Here is a 16,549-nt window from a genome sequence, read left to right as displayed (position 1 = left end):
GAGCTATTTGGCTGCCAAATGTTTAGAAATTAGGGCAGTTTTCTACTTTTTTTGCAGGCATACTACTATTATGAACCTCAGCTATAGCATCATCTATTTTATTCAACTCTAACTTTAAACTACCTGCAAGATGTGTGTTGATAACGTCATGATAAGTATCAAGTATACTAGCAGCGCTAGCTAAGCTCTTTAAGCGTTGATTATCTGACATAGGTACGTTTAAATTTTTAGCTATTATTTTAATAACGTGAAATAGTATTTTTTTCTTAATCGCATCACTTGCCTGCTCTAGGAAAGGAGCGGCTTCCTGGAAGGCTGCAAGCACATTTTCTAATTGGCCTGTTTTACGATAACAAACAATAAGGCTAGCATAGGTAGATAATCGTTCTTCATTATTTTTTATACCATTAATCGCATGTAAGCCTAGCGCTTCCTTGTAGGCTTTAATTGCCAAACCATACTTTGCTTGTTGAAGAGCTTGATAACCAATATTTTTAAAGTTAATAATTAATCTTTGCGATATTTGCGTGGCTTCTCTTTGCTCGAATTGTGTTAATTTGCTTAGAGCTTGTTCAATTACTTGTTTAGCATCAGTAAGCGCTTCAAGTACATCTGCGCTATTGTTCTGGTTAAGCTGCACGCTATTTTCCGCTATCGTGTATAAAGCAGAATAATAAGCAGTCCGTGCTGTAATTTCTTCCAGTCTTTCTGTTAAAAGGGCTTTTTCTACAGGGTCCGTTGTTTGTGTAATAGCATCCGTATAATAGGGTTTGACGCCATTGGCCCCTGCTCGAAAATCTATTTTTCGAATTTTATAATAATCTATAATCGCATGTTGGTGCATTTTGATAGCATCCTTAACACTTTTATTATACTCCTTAGCATTGTAATAAATGATTTTTTCACTTCTATTGTATTCTTGAGCATCGTAACTGGTAATTTCCTCATGACTTACAACCATGCTTTTGATTAAGATATCATTGCGTTCGAATGCACCTGCAATACCGTGCCCTAAAACAAAATTCGGCTCCATTTGCCCATCGCCTAAAATGACGACATGCGGTAAGCCTTGTTCATGATAAGTAAAACAATTCAATTGCTGTGGATCGACGGTAAAGAGAGTAAAGTTCGGCTTAGAGCGACCTTTCTTGGATTTCATATGTTCATACTGAATCGTAGTTTGATCAGTTACGATACTTAAAACGATGTTCAACCAAGCTTGCTTTTGTTCTTCGGGTAAATTATTAGGGCACTCGATATAAAAGCAATTTTTATTTTCTTTAAAATGGGTGTGATAGCAAGCAGGTATTGTAAATTCTGTCCAACCAAATGGCCGTAATTTTTCAAGAGCCTGAGCACGTTCCAAAGGCGTTTTTCCTGAGAAAATAGTTGTTTCAGAGGGTATTGGGTTTTGGACTTTTAAAGCAAGATCATTGTCTATTTTTAGATAAGCGATAAGATGTTTTTTGATGATTACATCCTGCGAAATAGGAGACGTTACAAATGGCTTAGATAGTTTATTTCTTTCATGCTTGCTATTAATGTTATGCGCTAATACACGTTTTGAGCCTGAACAGTCAAAAACATAGTCACAGGGTACAAATTCTTCGACTAATTCATGCTGTTCATTTTGATAGGCAACATAAATGCCTTTTTCTTCTTCCGACAAACGAACAAATTGCTTTTTCTCGATTAGGATATGTTGCAAAATAGCCTGGTTGTATAATTTTTTCTCAATATCTCTAATATGACTAGTCTGTTTGTTAAAGTTAAGAGGAAGACTTAAGCCCGCCTCTGCTCGTTGGAATATATCAACATCAAGAAGGCCGGGCCTAACGTAATCGCCTGCTCGAGGGTCATAAACGATGATATCTTTTATCCCTTTTTGCTTGAGCTTATTTGCTAAATCTAACCCGGTAGGTCCTGCTCCAATAATGACGACATGTGGCATAAAATTAAAACCATGCTGACTAAATTTTAACTATTTTATAATAAAGATATTATGAAATATTAGTAAACCAGAATTATGGTACGTTAACTCTAAAAATTACGCATTAAAACAATTTAATATTTCCTTTAGACTTTAGCGCTGACCAGTTAATTTCATAGAATGAACTTAGCAACTGCCTTGTATTAATCTCAAGACAGTTGCTAATTAGTTATAATTTAACGCTGTTCATAATTAAATCAGCGTATTTTTCTGGCGCTGTCTTATCATCTAGACCTAACTCTTCTTTACTTACCACTTTATTAGGTTTTGCATTGAAAAAAGAATTTAACGAGGTAGAAAAATAGTTTTGTGGCAAATAAGATTTACCTCGATGCGAATAAGTTGGTTTTCCTTCTATTACTGCTTGATTTAATAAGGCACCTGGAACCGCCTGAGTAACTCTATCTGCCGCATAAGCTGCTTCAGCACCGGTGATATTAACGCGCAAAAACAAATGTCGGTATAAGTCATTATCAATCGTTAATTCTGGCGTCTTAAGTCGAGTTAGTAAATTATCTGGTAAAATAATTTTAAATTGCTCGCCCACCTGAGGATACTTAGCACAAATTGCTAAAATCCTTGTTAAATAAGCATCTAGGTTTGCGATACCAGGATGTAAGCCTAAGCGAACTTGCATACCTGGATGAGATTTTAACTCAGACAACAAGCAATCTAAAAAATCGGCATCAATTTCTACAGGCTGAGTTGTACTGCTTATAAAAGCGTAAGATTGCTCTGGTAATACATGTAGAGCTTTTGCTATTTCTTCTTTGCTTTTGTCAAATGTCACGGCTTGATAGGAATTATCAATACTTAAATGACCGGTGATAAATGACTTATGTTCTAAGCGAGGAAAATCTTCTTTAGCTTGCGCTAACGGTATAGCCCAACTTAAATTAGGCTTTTCTTCTAAATTTGGTAAATAGTCCCATAAAGAATGATTTTCAGGCTTAAACATAAATTCATAAGCTATTAATGCTGGAATTGTTAGTCGTTCAGCGATTTGAAAAGGGGTCTTACTACTGACAGAAGGAACCCCTACATACGCATAGTCACTGGCTTTATCTTTAATATATTGAAGGATTGTGTGCAATTCAGCATCACTGCAAGCCTCTTGTGGAAAATCATTTGCTGGTAAACTTAAAATTTCAGGCAGGGTTACTTTAGTAGTTAGTGATGCTGATTGAAAATTTTCAATACGTAGAGTGGCTGCTTTAGTTAAACTAATAAGGCTTGTCTTGTAGTTTGATTTTTTTTGCTCAAGGGCTTTAATTGTTTTCAATGCTAAATCAGTATCACCAATACTGCTCACCAAAAATAAAATAGTTTTCATAGTGATTAAACCTTAGAATTATCCTAGTTGCCTAAATTTTGGCATTATACTCGCGCTACCCCCGTGATCCAGGTTATTTTTTGCACATCTGAAATTATTCATCTTAAGAAAATAAATTAGCGCATTGAGTTATTTTTAAAGAAAGTGCAAGATAAATTAATCTAAGTTAGCTAAAAGACAACATGAGCTTAAAATTATTATCACTAGATGACGTTAAACAAAGTATTTCAATGGCCCAGGCAATACAGGCCATGGAAGATGCGTTTATTCAATTAGCACGCCAACAGGTTAAATTGCCTTTAAGAACAGGTATTACGATTGAGGAAGAAGAGGCATTAAGCTTAACAATGCCTGCTTATTTAGCGCAGGACAAAACGCTAGGACTTAAGGTTGTGTCTATTTTTCCAAAAAATATAGCGAAAAATATACCATCGATTACCGGCTTTATTATGCTACTTGATGCGACCACCGGTGAACCAAAAGCCTTGATGGATGCAGGATTTTTAACAGCACTTCGCACAGGCGCTATTTCTGGGCTAGCCACTCACTATTTTGCTAAACAAGAGGCACATCAGGTTGCTATCCTTGGTACAGGGACGCAATCCCACACCCAACTTGAGGCGGTAGCCGCCGTACGCCCTATTACACACGTATCCGTATGGTCGCGTAATATAAATAATGCCCAAGCGTTTGCAAAAAACATTGCTCATCAATATAACGTACAAGTCCATCATACTGTCAATGCGGCTATTAAGCAGGCAGACATTATCTGTACCGCCACCAGCAGCACGGAACCTCTCATTGAATTAGCTTCTTTAAAACCGCATGCCCATATCAATGCCATTGGTTCACACACGCAATTTATGCAAGAAATTAGCGCAGAGGTATTAAGCGAGGCTGTCGTTATTGTTGATCAAGTAGAAGCGGTTTTGCAGGAAGCAGGTGAAATTATTGCCGCTATTGAGAAACAAGCGCTACAAAAAGAGCAAATCATTGAACTCGGTCAATGGCTAATACATAAGACAGAAAATTATAAAGACACGTTAACGGTGTTTAAATCAGTAGGATTAGCCATCCAAGATGTAAGTGTGGCTGAAGTGGTTTATCAGAATGCTCTACACAATGGCTTAGGTTTAACATTTTCTTTAAATGAACTTAAGATCTAGATCAAAAAAGATATGCCACTACCAATATAATTTTCATACCCACCTAAATAACCCCAAAGGCGCTGACCTACACTTACATCAAGGATAATATTGGGGTGTAATAAATAAAGTAATCCGGCATCGGCATTAAACCCACTACTGTCTTCGGCACTTGTTTTTGTTTGTCCGAAAATTTCGGCATACATAGATATTTTTTCGGTAAGTGCATAAGATAAAACACCATCTGGATTAAAACTATTATAACGCCTGCCGCCAGAAGCGTCAGGATCGGTCTCCGTGCTGCCACCTAGCATAAAGGTAAGGCTAAGGGTGTCGGTTATATTGTAATTGATGATAGCATTAGCGAAGCTCCCTAAGGCTCTATTACCAAAATTACTACTTCCGCCTGGTAAACTAAGTGCGCCCTCTACGGTAAATATCCATTTAGCATTATAACCAACCTGATGCTTAAGCCCAATCACTGCATCTGTGAAACCTGTCAGATGTGATGATGGTAAATAATTGTAATTAGGTGGTATAAGATAAATTTCACTTTGCCAAGGCAGACCAATACGTAATTCTGGCTCTGGGAAATCATGTGCCTCGCCTAAGGCTTGAACAACTCGTTGGTAAGCGTAACCTGATTCAAATTCAAAGTGCTTAAAGGGGACAGTGCATGCACTATCAGCATTATTCGGCCTATCTATAATATTCATAAAAGCATTAGCACCTAAACAAGGATTGTCTGCTTCGGCGTAAACCATGTGAGTTAAATAAAAAAACATAAGGATGATAAAGCCAGACATCCTTGTTCGCTTAGCCATTTTAAGCACTACTCCAAGTTTATAAGGTTTAAACGATAGCAAATCTGCCTATGATTTTGCAATTACTAAGAAATAAGTTATATTTTTAAGCTTTCTTTAAACTAGATAAATCCTATGGCTACCTCTTTAGATAAAAAAATTGTTTTAATTACGGGTGCATCAAGTGGCATTGGTGAGGCATGTGCCAAGCTATTAGCAGCGCAGGGCGCTAATTTAATTCTTACAGCAAGGCGCTTTAATAAACTCCAAGCCTTAGCCAATACGCTGCAACAAAAACATGCTATAGAGGTTCTTCCTATTGAATTAGATGTACGGGACCAAGAAGCCATGGGCAATTTTTATGAAACATTACCAACCGCCTGGCAACCCATTGATATTCTAATCAATAATGCTGGTTTAGCGTTAGCCACAGACCCAATTCAGCAGGGGCAAACCGATAATTGGGACACCATGATCGATACCAACATTAAGGGATTACTCTATATCAGTCGTTTTATCTTACCAAGCATGATTAAACGAGGTCAGGGGCACGTAGTCAATATGGGTTCAGTTGCTGGCCAAGATTGTTATGTCAATGGCAATGTTTATTGTGCAACGAAGCATGCTGTTAGAAGCATTACTAAATCCATGCGCCTTGATTTAGCAGGAACAGGTATTCGGGTAACAGAAATTGCGCCAGGCGCTGTAGACACGGAATTTAGTGTCGTACGCTGGAATGATGCTGAAAAAGCAAAAGCATTTTATCAAGGGTTTGATCCATTAATGGGTGAAGATATTGCCGATGCAGTACTTTATGCCCTCACCCGGCCGGCCCATGTCAATATTGCTGAAATGACTATTTTTCCCACAGCACAAGCAAGTTGCAGTCTTATTAGCAGAACTGAGAAATCATAAATTTCATGGGTTAAAGCCAAAATAGGCGCACTAAAATATAAAGTAGCCCCATGCCTAAGATAGGAATGACTACAAATCCTAGAAAGATAATGAGTTGAATGCGATTTTCTTTGGAAGCGCGGTAATAGCTTAGGAGGCGTTTAAGTGGCGACATTGATTAAGCCTTTAATTTATGCAGCTGTGGCTATTATATACCCCCTATCACTGAAGTAACAGGATTTCTGCTCTTCAGTGATTAGGAGGTTATGCATTTGCTATGTTGGTCATAAATTACATATTTTTAGGAGAATCAGGTCTCTCTTCCCTATTTTCTTGATTCATAGGTTTTCTAGTAGCGCCGTTATCATGATTAAAAAATTTAAATTGCTCACCCTTAAACACTGGTTTTCCCGCGTTTTCAGGTGGCGCCCAATCTTCCATTTCTTCATTTTCTTCCGTGATTAAACCATAGTTATCTGCCATTTTTTCTTCTACCGGCATTTTATTTTCTTGAATTTGCTTAATTAAATTTTTGGCTTCTGGCCCAGAATTTGGCGTAATAATAACCGTGGTATCAGGAATATTTAAAGTTCGTGCTCGGTCTACAATACTTTGATTGGCTGAAAATAAAACCTTTTCAACTGGACGGGGTGAAAATTGATTTTTAATAAAATTATCTCTTAAACACATAGGAAATTCTTCTTTGCCACTATGATTTAAGTTAACATCGCCTAAATAAACCACACGCTTAACGCTATTGTAATCTGGGTGTGTTTTAATAGTTTCAAATTGTTCCTTTAACCACTCTTTTAAATCAGCATCATTATTGATTGGATCAGTTGCGTTTAACGAAATGGTCGGTGCAGCCTGAGCAAGCTGGGCTCCCATTGAAGCATTAAAAACATTATGAGAGCAAGAAATCAGTAAGACTTTGTCCTTAATTGAATAGTGCATATCGATACTGGCCATGGTTCCCTCCAATTTTTATCCAGTTAATTCAAATTATAGTCAATTTATAAACAAAGTCAGCACGCTTCATCAAGTTAGGTATTTTAATTTTAGATAGGTCTAGAATGACCGAAAAAACCGCATCTTTGGATAGAGGTTATAATAAGTAGATAAGGAAAATTAAACCATTCTAATTGAGGCATTCATATGGACTATCTAACAAAGAAAAGAAGTTTTCCTAAGAAAAATAATTTGAATTCCAAAAAAGCAATTGAAAAGAAGGTAGACGAAACATTAAAAGAGACTTTTCCTGCCAGTGATGCGCCTTCATGGTATGGTGGGAAGGATAGAAAAAAGTAGTTCTACTATGCGTTACTTCTATGATCTATAGTTAGATTATTTTTAAGCAAGGCCCTGCTTAACTAGTTGATAATAAGCATCGCTTAGGAGTAGTTAATTACTTTTTATGGCTTAACCTAAGTGATGCTTAATCTTTAGAAGGCGTTAAAATTAACTTTTAAACATGCCCTTTAAGGCAAAATAACCAATAACGCCGAAAAACATCGATTGAATTGGATGAGTTTCCACATAAGCCCACCAGTCTTTACCAGACTCTTTAGCCTCTTGGACTCCTTTTTTTAAAGTATCATAACCTTCTTCTTGCAAATAATCTTTTCCTTTTTTAATTGCTTCTGAAGCATCGTTGTAATTAGGCATATTTATCTCCAAGTTCAATTTTATTAATTGTGTAGTTAACTTAACATGGATATTTTTTTGAGTCAATCAAATTGACATGTTTGTCACTATATATCTAATTAATATTGTCAATATAAAATAGCAGCTCTGCTAAGCGTTTGGTATTAAAAGGTAAAATTATGGTTCAGCATGCTCATCAATAAGTTCTTTAAATCTCATTAAAGAAGGATTTTATTGCTATAAATTAAAGAAATTATTTTACTAGACAGGAAACCGGTCCATTATCAAGTTGTAATTGATTGCCGCCAGAATCTATCATGAATTGTCCGAGGTAGGCGTTACCTTGTTTGTTTAATTGCGCTGAAATAAAAATTCGCGGACGAGTCATTTCATCTTTATCCATAGCAATAAGGAGTAAATTACCGTCGCGCATGCTAAATCGGGTCGCGGTAACCGGGTAATCAAAATCAATAGTGGGTAAACCACCCATTTTATTGGGTAGTGGAAAAGAGAGTGTGCCTGTTAATCCTTGCATATGACAAACAACTGCTTTTTGCGCGGCAAATGCTAACGAGCCACTCAATAGTAATAATAAAAAGATTAAACCTTTCATAAGGATATCTCTCACCTTGCTCTACTGTCGTAAGGACCTGGCTCTATAATTAGAATATTTATTAAGAAAACACTTAGCCCTTCATCCTCAAGGGCTAGTCATGCAAGCAATTACATTTATTTTCTAAACTTAAATAGCGCAGGCTAAATTATTAGTAAGTTTTCTTAATTCACTAGAGATTTCCTGCTTTAAATCCTCATTACTTTTTGTTTGATGTAAGGGTATATTTAAGTTTTTATTTGCCGCGGCCTGCTCATAAACTTCTATAAAATACAGAAAATTAGTTAAGCACTTATTGAGCTGCTCGGTAGGAACATCACTTAACTTATTAATTTTAAATACATCTAGGATAATTTTAGCTAACGCACTATTTTTGGCATCTTCTTCCTTGGAATAAGTGTTAGTAATTTTAATAAGCTCAAGTAACAGCGCACCCGATAAAGCTTCTTTTAAAAAAGGCGCAATTACCTTGGCGTAATCAGCTTTGTTAAATCGCAAATCTAGGTTTTGATAGTTAAATTTATTATCCATAATATAGGTTGCTAATTTTTCAATACAGGCAGCATCATTTAATCGCTCTGGATTGTGGGTTTTTGGACGAATACTCGCGAAAATTCGTTGACTATCAAATTGATCGCGCGTCACTTGATAAGAAGACACTAGTTTTTTTGATGTATTTAATAATTCTTTAAATCCAGGAATTGTAAAACTCATATAAACCTCCATGTTATTAAAGTGATTTAATAGTTAATGTTCCTTAATAAACTATTTAAGGCAAAGATAGCGCTAAATTGCAAGCGATTGAACGTTTTGTCTTGTACAGAATTATTTTTAAAATAAATCATACAATACCTATTATATGATTACACTTGTTATATTTGCTTAATTTAACTTAAATATTGCTACTTGCAATTTAGAATATGTTGTGAGTAGTCTAACTTAACAATTGAACTTCTTAGAGCGTATTTGATTTTTCCCTGATTTTTTAGCCTCATATAAGGTTTTATCGGCAGCCGAAATAATTTCACTGACACTGTCTGCACAAACTGGCGAGACACCGACGATACCGATACTAATAGTGGATTTACCCGTAGAAGTTTCCTGTTTAAATTTTTTTTGCATTTTATTACAAATAATAATGGCATCCTCCAACGAGGTATTAGACAAAATAGCAGCAAATTCATCACCGCCAATACGAAAAGCGGTATCACTTGCCCTTTGAGCAACCACTTTTATCTCATTAGCTAAGTCTTTTAAAAATAAATCACCAGAAGGATGACCATAATTATCATTAATGTTTTTAAAGTCATCCACGTCAATTAAGATTAAATTAAGTGAATGATTATCTCGTTTAGCCCGTCTAAACTCTTCATTAAGCCGTTCATCAAAATAGCGACGATTATAAAGTCCGGTTAATGCATCGGTAATTGACACGCGCTGAACTTCTTTTAAGGCTTTGTCTTTCTCTTTCGTCAGTTGAATAGTTTCTTGCAATAAATAAGACGAGTAGTTTGCGGTCACGACGAGCATAACTACAAAAAGGACAAACATGGTTGCTAAAAGTATATGGTCTATATCAGCAAGCCAATAATTATAAATAATTAACGGTAAAAACATAGGAAATAAATAAGCGTAATAAGCTGGCGTATAAACTGATAGTGAGGCTAAGCCGCCTGCAGCCATCCCTCCTAGCACCAACGTAATAACATTTTGATGCATGGCAGAGAAATAGGGATAGAAAATGACGTAACATAGCCCCCATAAACTTCCGGTTATAAAAGTGAGCAATAAAAAACGATTTCTAGTTGCTCGTTTATTTAAGATATAAATTTGATTGGTAATGCATTGTTTACTATTTATCCAGCGAGAAATGGTAGATATGACCATGAGTGAATACCAAATACTACCGGATAATGAGGGCGCACCGCGGTATAATAAATATCCCCAGATAAACGTGGCTAAAAAAATATTAAATGGAATTGATTTGAGTGAATTTTGCAGAAGCAATAAAAAACACTCATCCTGTAGTCGAAAAGTTGTCTTCCTTTTCATCGCCTTCCCCAACTACCATGTAAGCATCGTCGCTCGCCGCTAGTTTCTATGCTGCAACTGTATAAAAACAGAGGCAAAGTATAGATGAGCCAAATTAAACCAGTATTTATATTATAACCATAGGATGATAATGTATCAAAAAACCAGATAGTTATACAAAGGCGTAATGAGTACATAGTTAGCCATTAATATGCTAACTTTTTTAATTAAATCAAAAAATTATAAAATATAGGAAGACTAAATAGTTCTAAAATAAGTCACTCGGGGGAGACTCATATTTTTGGTAGTTTCTCTAATTGATTTTTAGTTAAATAAGTTTCACACCCCTCGGTGGTCAGTGGGCGTGAATAATAATAGCCTTGAATTCCATCGACCCCATGCGCTCTAAGTATATGAAGTTGGCTCTCATTTTCCACACCTTCGGCAATGACCTTGATGTTTAAATTATGAGCCATCATCGTAATCCCACTGATTATTGTTTGATCGAGCTGATCGATATCACAATTTTTCACAAACGCTTTATCTAATTTTATTTTATTAACCGGTAGATTTTTTAAATAAGATAAACCCGAATAGCCTGTGCCAAAATCATCCATCACGAGGTTAATGCCTAATTCTTTGAGGGATTTAATTTCTTCAAATAATTTATCACTGTATTCAATAAAAATGGTTTCAGTAATTTCTAGCTCAATACAAGTAGAATCTAGTTGCGTTTCAGCGAGCACGTCGCTGATAAGTTTACTTAAGGGTTGGCGTAGAAATTGGACGGTAGAAATATTAATAGCGACCGAGCCAAAAGGTACATGTTTATCTTGCCAAATTTTAGCTTGTTTACACGCGGTTTTAATAATCCATTCACTTACTGGAATAATAAGTGGGCTTTTTTCTAATGTTTGAATGAAATGACTGGCTTCCAACACTCCTTTTTCAGGGTGGTTCCAGCGTAGTAATGTTTCAAGTCCTATGATTTCTCCCGAATTGATATCATAAAAAGGCTGATACATTAAAAAGAATTCCTGGTTATCATAAGCACATTGTAAATCCTTATCTAGGCCATGGATTTTTTGATACTCTTCATACAATTGCATAGAGTAATAATGAAACTGATTACGCCCTTTACCTTTTGCTTGATAAAGCGCTGTATCAGCAAGCTTAAGCAATTTTTCAACATCATTGCCCTGTTCAGGGCAGATACTAATACCCATGCTGAAGGTGATTTGCACTAAATGTTCGTCTATGCATACAGGTTTTACTAATTCTTGAAAGATGCGCTCAACAATGCGGGTGATTTGCTCTTTGGTGTTAATGTTTGCCAACATAATCGCAAATTCATCCCCTCCTAACCTTGCTGCTACATCACCTTCACGCAAAATAGTATTAAATGTTTTGGCAACGTGCATAAGTAATTTATCACCATTATCATGACCTAAGGTATCATTAATGACTTTGAAATAATCCAAATCTAAAAATAACAGGGCTAATTTATCTTGGGAGCGAGTTATTTGTTTCGCAGTTTGTTGAAATATTTCATAAAGCATATTGCGATTGGCAAGTCCTGTTAAAGGGTCGTGCGTGGCTTGATAATAAAGTTTTGCATTTTCAAGCGATGTCATTGCTTGTGCTGACAATAATTGTAAACCGTCTAAGTGATTAGGCGTAAAGATATGCGTGGTGCTTTTATTTTCTAAATAAAGGATACGACACAATTGGCCTTTATAAAACAAGGGCATCATTAACACAGATCGCGGGCATTCTTGTTGCACATACGCATCATGAAAACCAATCTCAGATTGGGTTGCATCGTTTAATATAATGGGCTTTTGGGTTCTTTGCACGTAGTTTAAAATGGAGACTGGGTAGCTCGGATGCGCTTCTTCTAACGATAAGCTATTCAAATAAATAGCTTGTTGCTCAAGACTTCCTTCTGCTTCAACGACCCAGTTATCGTTAACTTTGGCAAGGATAATACTGCGCTGTGCGCCGGCAGTTTCTAGCACAATTACCATGAATTTTTGTAATAATTTATCCAGGCGAATTTCACTGGAGATAAGCTGAGTAAATTTTAAGATAGCCAGCATATCTAAATTGGGGGCATTACTTTGCTGAGTCCCTAATTTTTGTAAGGCATTATCACGATTTAGATCAGGGTAAGCTTTTTCTAGCCATTGCACCTTAGCGATAGCACCCCAATCAGTAAAATACCGGTAGGCATTTTGCAAATATAAGTTTGCCAATCGCTGCATTTTATTAGCTAGACAATAATGAGCCGCACTTTCACTCGCGATAGCTGCCACTAAAATGAGCCTACTGGCGAGAGCGGCTTCAATGGCTTGCTCATACAAGCCTAAAGCATCTTGTTTTTTAAGATTGGCCATCTCAGCGGTCATAAGTAAGGCATAAGCTTCAAAATTACTAGGGCACCAAGTCGCATATTTGTTAATAAATACTAAAAGGTAATTTAGTTTCTTTAAATAAAATCTACGCTGGCTTTTGGTAGCATTAGGATAGTCATAAAACAAAGCTAAAGCGAAGAAAAATTTACCATCTAGATGACTAATTAAGCCTTTATCATAATCTGAATAACGTTCATGATTTAAACCAGATTTAATTGCTGCTTCATAATTTCCAAGTAAAAAATGTAAACGAGTTAAGGTACTGTAAAAAAAACTTAATTCTGTGGTATTTTTTCCCTTAATAATGAGTTCTTCAAAACGGATGGATTCCTCAAGATTTGCTAACTCAAACGTCTCTAAACACTGGATGGCGTATTCCCAAAACTGCCCTATCATCATAAAGTCAGAGGTATTAACTCGGGTTGTGAAAGACAAAAACGATTTAATATTTTTTTTCACCTCATTTAAATCTTTTGCAGCTGAAAAAGCATGGATAACCAAAAGTAATTCACAATAGTTACTGTAGACTAAATCACCCACTTCACAGCAAAGCTTAAAGGCTTTAATGACGGTGTTATTACAAAGGTTAAATGATATTTGATAAGGCTCGATAAAAGTACCCAATACAAATTGATTTTTGCCTTCAAAATTAGAAGAGCCGTATTTTTTCTTTAAATTATTATAGAGTTTGACAAAAGCCAGGGCATCCTCATATAGATTAAAGGTATGCATAATTACAAAGGCATAGACAGGCATGGCCATGGAAGTACTTTCGGTATACCCATGGATTAAACTTAAATTAATGCTTTTACAGATAAGAATTACAAATAATTGCTGATTGGTAATAAAGGCACTATTAAACAATTGCGTAATTAGATCAGCAATGGCTCGTTGCGTCTTATTGGTCATGGGTTGTAGGTCAATGTCCTCGATGCGTGCCTTTCTGATTTGAAATTTAATTCTAAAAATTGCAAATAGGGTTTGCACCGTGCTTGGTTTTTTAGGTATTTTTATACCAAAATTTCTTAAAACATTGAGCCCTATATCTAACGCTTCCGTATGTTTTCCTAATGTTGAAAACATTTCAATTTTAAGGCGATTAACTTCGAGAATATCAAGCGTGTCACTAATATAGCTTAGTATCTGTGAGAAATACTGGTCAGCTGCCTTAAAATCACTAATAAGATACTTACAAACGGCAAGCTCTTTGTACAGTTGGAAGGTGAGATTATAGTCACTTGTCCAACAATCCTTTTCAAGTAGTGCCACGCCTGCTGTTAAATAATCATTAGCCGTATAATAAGCTGCAGCACGCTTTGCTTTTTGGCCGGCCCAGAGATTATATTTGGCTAATAATAACCGCTCTTCGTTATCCGTGATAAACGGTAAACTTTGGTTAAAGTGATTCATCACTTCAAACAAACTTTCATCTTGATGCTTAAGGATTTTCTCATTTAAAAGTAAGCGCGCTATTTTAAGATGAATAGTAGGTCTATCTTGTTGGCTAATAAGGCCATAACTAGCCTGTTGAATCCGGTCATGAGCAAAGCGATAGTTTAAGGAACTGATGTTAAGATCAGTAATAATTTCTTCTAACCCGATTAAACCAACTGTTTTATAGGGTTCCTCAAGCGGATAAATTAAACCCGCTTTAATCGCATCGCATAATCGCTCTGCGGTCTCTCGAACACTTTGGCCGGTCACTGTAAGTAAGGTTTTAAAATCAAACCGATGCCCAAGGCATGAGGCTAATTTTAGATTTTCTTGGGTAGGTTTTGACAGTAAATGAATTTTCGTAGTAAGTAATTCAACGACATTATCGGTTGCATTTTGCTGCTTTATTTTATCTAAGTCCCATTCCCATGTTCCCCTATCGTAAGAAAAATTGAGTATTTTTTCTTGATGAATAATTTTAATAAATTCGTTAATAAAAAAAGGATTCCCCTGCGTTTTATCGTATATGCATTTGGCAAGCTTGCGAATTTCCTCCATAGGCCCAGATAATGTGTCAAATAAAAGTTGTTGCGTGTCGCTTAAGTGCAAAGGTTGTAGTGTTAACGTGGTAAACGGCGCTTTCGTTTTTTTTAGACTGTCTATTGTAAACTGTAATGGATGATTAGCATGAACTTCATTATCTCGATAGGCACCAATGATGAGCAAATAATTAGTTTCCCTGTCTTGTAATAACGTTTCGATAAAATTAAGGGATGAGGTATCAGCCCATTGTAAATCGTCCAAAAACATCACTAAAGGATGAGTGGCTTGGGCAAATACACGTACAAAATTTTGAAAAACCAAATTAAATCGCGCTTGTGCCTCACTTGGATTCAATTGATGGACCGGGGGTTGCTTACCGATGATAAGCTCAACATCAGGAATAACGTCAATAACTACTTGCCCCACATTTCCTAAGGCTTGAGTCAAATATGTTTTTATTTCTTGCAAGCGTGCTTCACTTTCTAATAATACTTGCTTAACTAAATTTTGAAAGGCTGCTACGATACCGCTATAAGGTATACTTTGCTGTAATTGGTCAAATTTACCTTGAATATAATACCCTCTATACTGCATGATGGGTTTGTGCACTTCTTTAACTAAAGAGGTTTTACCTATTCCTGAATAGCCGGCAATAAAAATTAATTCCTTAGTGCCCCGACTTACACGTTCAAACGCTTCCAGTAGCTGGCGCACTTGTTCTTCTCTGCCGTACAAATTACGCGAGATACTTAAGTAGTCTTTTTTATCCTTTAGTGCTAATTTAAACTTATTAATACCGCCCTTAGCATGCCATTGTTTTTGGCATTCCTGCAGATCATATCTTAATCCAATCGTACTTGAGTAACGTTCTTCAGGCATTTTTTGTAATAATTTAGCAATGATATTAGTGAGGATTTCTGGTACTTCTCGGCGAATTTCATGGACAGCGGGTGGTTGTTTAGCAATATGACAGTGAAATAATTCAAGCGGATCTGCTGTTGAAAAAGGTAGTTGATTAGTTAGCATTTCAAAAAACATAATGCCTAATGAATAAAAATCAGTCCTATAATCCACTGGACGATTAATTCGTCCAGTTTGCTCAGGCGAAATATAGGCCCAACTTTCTTTAAATCCATCTAAATTTAAATAATCAAATGTTTCATCAGATAATTTAGTGGAAGCACTCAAATCAATTAATTTTAGAGTTAATTTATTGGGATCGATAATAATATTTGTAGGGTTTATTTCTTTATGAATAATTTTTAATTGATGTAATTCCTCAATAATATCAACTAACTGTAGTGCTAAACTTAAAAAATCACTGATTGATAATTGCTGTTCTTTAAGGTATAAACTTAAAAGTTGTCCCTCTACCCCTTCTAAAATTAAAACAGGTTCTGAAAAATTCTGAATAAAATCATAAGCTTTTATAATGGTGGGGGCGGTAATTTTTTGCAGTAGATTATATTCATGCTGTAAAATGGCTAAGTTTTCTGAAGGGGCATTGTGATTATTAGGTTTTTTTAACAGAACTTTATAACTATCTTTTCGTCGCAAGGCATAATAGGTATCTATATTATGATTATTCCGCATTCTTTCTTGTAATGTATATCCGGATATGGAAACCATGTTATACACCTACCTCACCAATGCAGTTTGACTTAATAAGCAACCACTTTCCAGCAAGAAATACTCTCTTACAAGT

General features: G+C 35.9%; 13 protein-coding genes. 3 read left to right on the top strand and 10 right to left on the bottom strand.

The features are described from left to right. Nucleotides 1-22: 22 nt before the first annotated feature. Both DYE47_RS06835 and DYE47_RS06830 read right to left on the bottom strand, forming a co-directional pair. Complete coding sequence (locus tag DYE47_RS06835; RefSeq protein WP_115302554.1) at nt 23-1,951, bottom strand: tetratricopeptide repeat protein; 1,929 nt, start codon at nt 1,949-1,951, stop codon at nt 23-25. A gap of 208 nt (nt 1,952-2,159) precedes the next feature. Beyond that, nucleotides 2,160-3,323: a hypothetical protein gene (locus DYE47_RS06830; RefSeq protein ID WP_115302553.1), complete on the bottom strand. Its 1,164-nt coding sequence runs from the start codon at nt 3,321-3,323 to the stop codon at nt 2,160-2,162. A 182-nt stretch (nt 3,324-3,505) separates the two neighbouring features. Between DYE47_RS06830 and DYE47_RS06825 the strand changes: the two genes are divergently transcribed. Then, complete coding sequence (locus tag DYE47_RS06825; protein WP_115302552.1) at nt 3,506-4,489, top strand: ornithine cyclodeaminase family protein; 984 nt, start codon at nt 3,506-3,508, stop codon at nt 4,487-4,489. Here DYE47_RS06825 and DYE47_RS06820 read toward each other — a convergent pair. Further along, nucleotides 4,486-5,292: a transporter gene (locus tag DYE47_RS06820; RefSeq protein WP_115302551.1), complete on the bottom strand. Its 807-nt coding sequence runs from the start codon at nt 5,290-5,292 to the stop codon at nt 4,486-4,488. The two genes, DYE47_RS06825 and DYE47_RS06820, sit on opposite strands and share 4 nt — an antisense overlap. Before the next feature lie 114 nt (nt 5,293-5,406). Here DYE47_RS06820 and DYE47_RS06815 point away from each other — a divergent pair, with 114 nt between their 5' ends. Further along, nucleotides 5,407-6,186, top strand: coding sequence for an SDR family NAD(P)-dependent oxidoreductase (locus DYE47_RS06815; protein WP_115302550.1), 780 nt, complete (start codon nt 5,407-5,409; stop codon nt 6,184-6,186). Between the two features lie 10 nt (nt 6,187-6,196). Here the strand turns inward: DYE47_RS06815 and DYE47_RS16190 are convergent, their stop codons facing one another. Then, complete coding sequence (locus tag DYE47_RS16190) at nt 6,197-6,340, bottom strand: hypothetical protein (protein ID WP_165482016.1); 144 nt, start codon at nt 6,338-6,340, stop codon at nt 6,197-6,199. Between the two features lie 116 nt (nt 6,341-6,456). Beyond that, entirely contained in the window at nt 6,457-7,134 is a 678-nt protein-coding gene (locus DYE47_RS06810) for a type 1 periplasmic-binding domain-containing protein (RefSeq protein WP_115302549.1), read from the bottom strand. Between the two features lie 186 nt (nt 7,135-7,320). Here DYE47_RS06810 and DYE47_RS16025 point away from each other — a divergent pair, with 186 nt between their 5' ends. Next, the gene (locus DYE47_RS16025; protein WP_160149863.1) at nt 7,321-7,473 is read left to right on the top strand and encodes a hypothetical protein; all 153 of its coding nucleotides are present in this window, start codon (nt 7,321-7,323) and stop codon (nt 7,471-7,473) included. A 150-nt stretch (nt 7,474-7,623) separates the two neighbouring features. Here the strand turns inward: DYE47_RS16025 and DYE47_RS06805 are convergent, their stop codons facing one another. From DYE47_RS06805 to DYE47_RS06785, 5 genes are all read right to left on the bottom strand, one after another. Next, a complete protein-coding gene (locus tag DYE47_RS06805) occupies nt 7,624-7,830 on the bottom strand; it encodes a hypothetical protein (protein WP_115302548.1) in 207 nt (68 codons plus the stop codon). 232 nt (nt 7,831-8,062) lie between these two features. Continuing rightward, on the bottom strand, nt 8,063-8,422 hold the full coding sequence (locus DYE47_RS06800) for a hypothetical protein (protein WP_115302547.1): 360 nt from the start codon (nt 8,420-8,422) through the stop codon (nt 8,063-8,065). 129 nt (nt 8,423-8,551) lie between these two features. After that, a complete protein-coding gene (locus DYE47_RS06795; RefSeq protein WP_115302546.1) occupies nt 8,552-9,136 on the bottom strand; it encodes a hypothetical protein in 585 nt (194 codons plus the stop codon). Between the two features lie 225 nt (nt 9,137-9,361). Beyond that, nucleotides 9,362-10,474 carry a GGDEF domain-containing protein gene (locus DYE47_RS06790; protein ID WP_115302545.1) on the bottom strand — a complete coding sequence of 371 codons (1,113 nt, stop codon included), beginning with the start codon at nt 10,472-10,474 and terminating at the stop codon, nt 9,362-9,364. Nucleotides 10,475-10,746: 272 nt separating this feature from the next. Then, nucleotides 10,747-16,473, bottom strand: coding sequence for an EAL domain-containing protein (locus DYE47_RS06785; RefSeq protein ID WP_115302544.1), 5,727 nt, complete (start codon nt 16,471-16,473; stop codon nt 10,747-10,749). Between the last annotated feature and the right edge of the window lie 76 nt (nt 16,474-16,549).

Source organism: Legionella beliardensis (genome assembly GCF_900452395.1).
In the GTDB taxonomy this organism is placed as follows: Bacteria; Pseudomonadota; Gammaproteobacteria; order Legionellales; family Legionellaceae; genus Legionella_C; species Legionella_C beliardensis.
Note: the sequence above shows the minus strand (reverse complement) of the source record. Positions and strands in the feature narration are given on the sequence as shown.

What these genes read in the sequence shown, in the direction of transcription:
- DYE47_RS06785 (WP_115302544.1), bottom strand. Translation starts at nt 16,473, where the DNA reads ATGGTTTCCATATCCGGATATACATTACAAGAAAGAATGCGGAATAAT.
- DYE47_RS06795 (WP_115302546.1), bottom strand. Translation starts at nt 9,136, where the DNA reads ATGAGTTTTACAATTCCTGGATTTAAAGAATTATTAAATACATCAAAA.
- DYE47_RS06800 (WP_115302547.1), bottom strand. Translation starts at nt 8,422, where the DNA reads ATGAAAGGTTTAATCTTTTTATTATTACTATTGAGTGGCTCGTTAGCA.
- DYE47_RS06825 (WP_115302552.1), top strand. Translation starts at nt 3,506, where the DNA reads ATGAGCTTAAAATTATTATCACTAGATGACGTTAAACAAAGTATTTCA.
- DYE47_RS16190 (WP_165482016.1), bottom strand. Translation starts at nt 6,340, where the DNA reads ATGTCGCCACTTAAACGCCTCCTAAGCTATTACCGCGCTTCCAAAGAA.
- DYE47_RS06810 (WP_115302549.1), bottom strand. Translation starts at nt 7,134, where the DNA reads ATGGCCAGTATCGATATGCACTATTCAATTAAGGACAAAGTCTTACTG.
- DYE47_RS06835 (WP_115302554.1), bottom strand. Translation starts at nt 1,951, where the DNA reads ATGCCACATGTCGTCATTATTGGAGCAGGACCTACCGGGTTAGATTTA.
- DYE47_RS06790 (WP_115302545.1), bottom strand. Translation starts at nt 10,474, where the DNA reads ATGAAAAGGAAGACAACTTTTCGACTACAGGATGAGTGTTTTTTATTG.
- DYE47_RS06805 (WP_115302548.1), bottom strand. Translation starts at nt 7,830, where the DNA reads ATGCCTAATTACAACGATGCTTCAGAAGCAATTAAAAAAGGAAAAGAT.
- DYE47_RS16025 (WP_160149863.1), top strand. Translation starts at nt 7,321, where the DNA reads ATGGACTATCTAACAAAGAAAAGAAGTTTTCCTAAGAAAAATAATTTG.
- DYE47_RS06830 (WP_115302553.1), bottom strand. Translation starts at nt 3,323, where the DNA reads ATGAAAACTATTTTATTTTTGGTGAGCAGTATTGGTGATACTGATTTA.
- DYE47_RS06815 (WP_115302550.1), top strand. Translation starts at nt 5,407, where the DNA reads ATGGCTACCTCTTTAGATAAAAAAATTGTTTTAATTACGGGTGCATCA.
- DYE47_RS06820 (WP_115302551.1), bottom strand. Translation starts at nt 5,292, where the DNA reads ATGGCTAAGCGAACAAGGATGTCTGGCTTTATCATCCTTATGTTTTTT.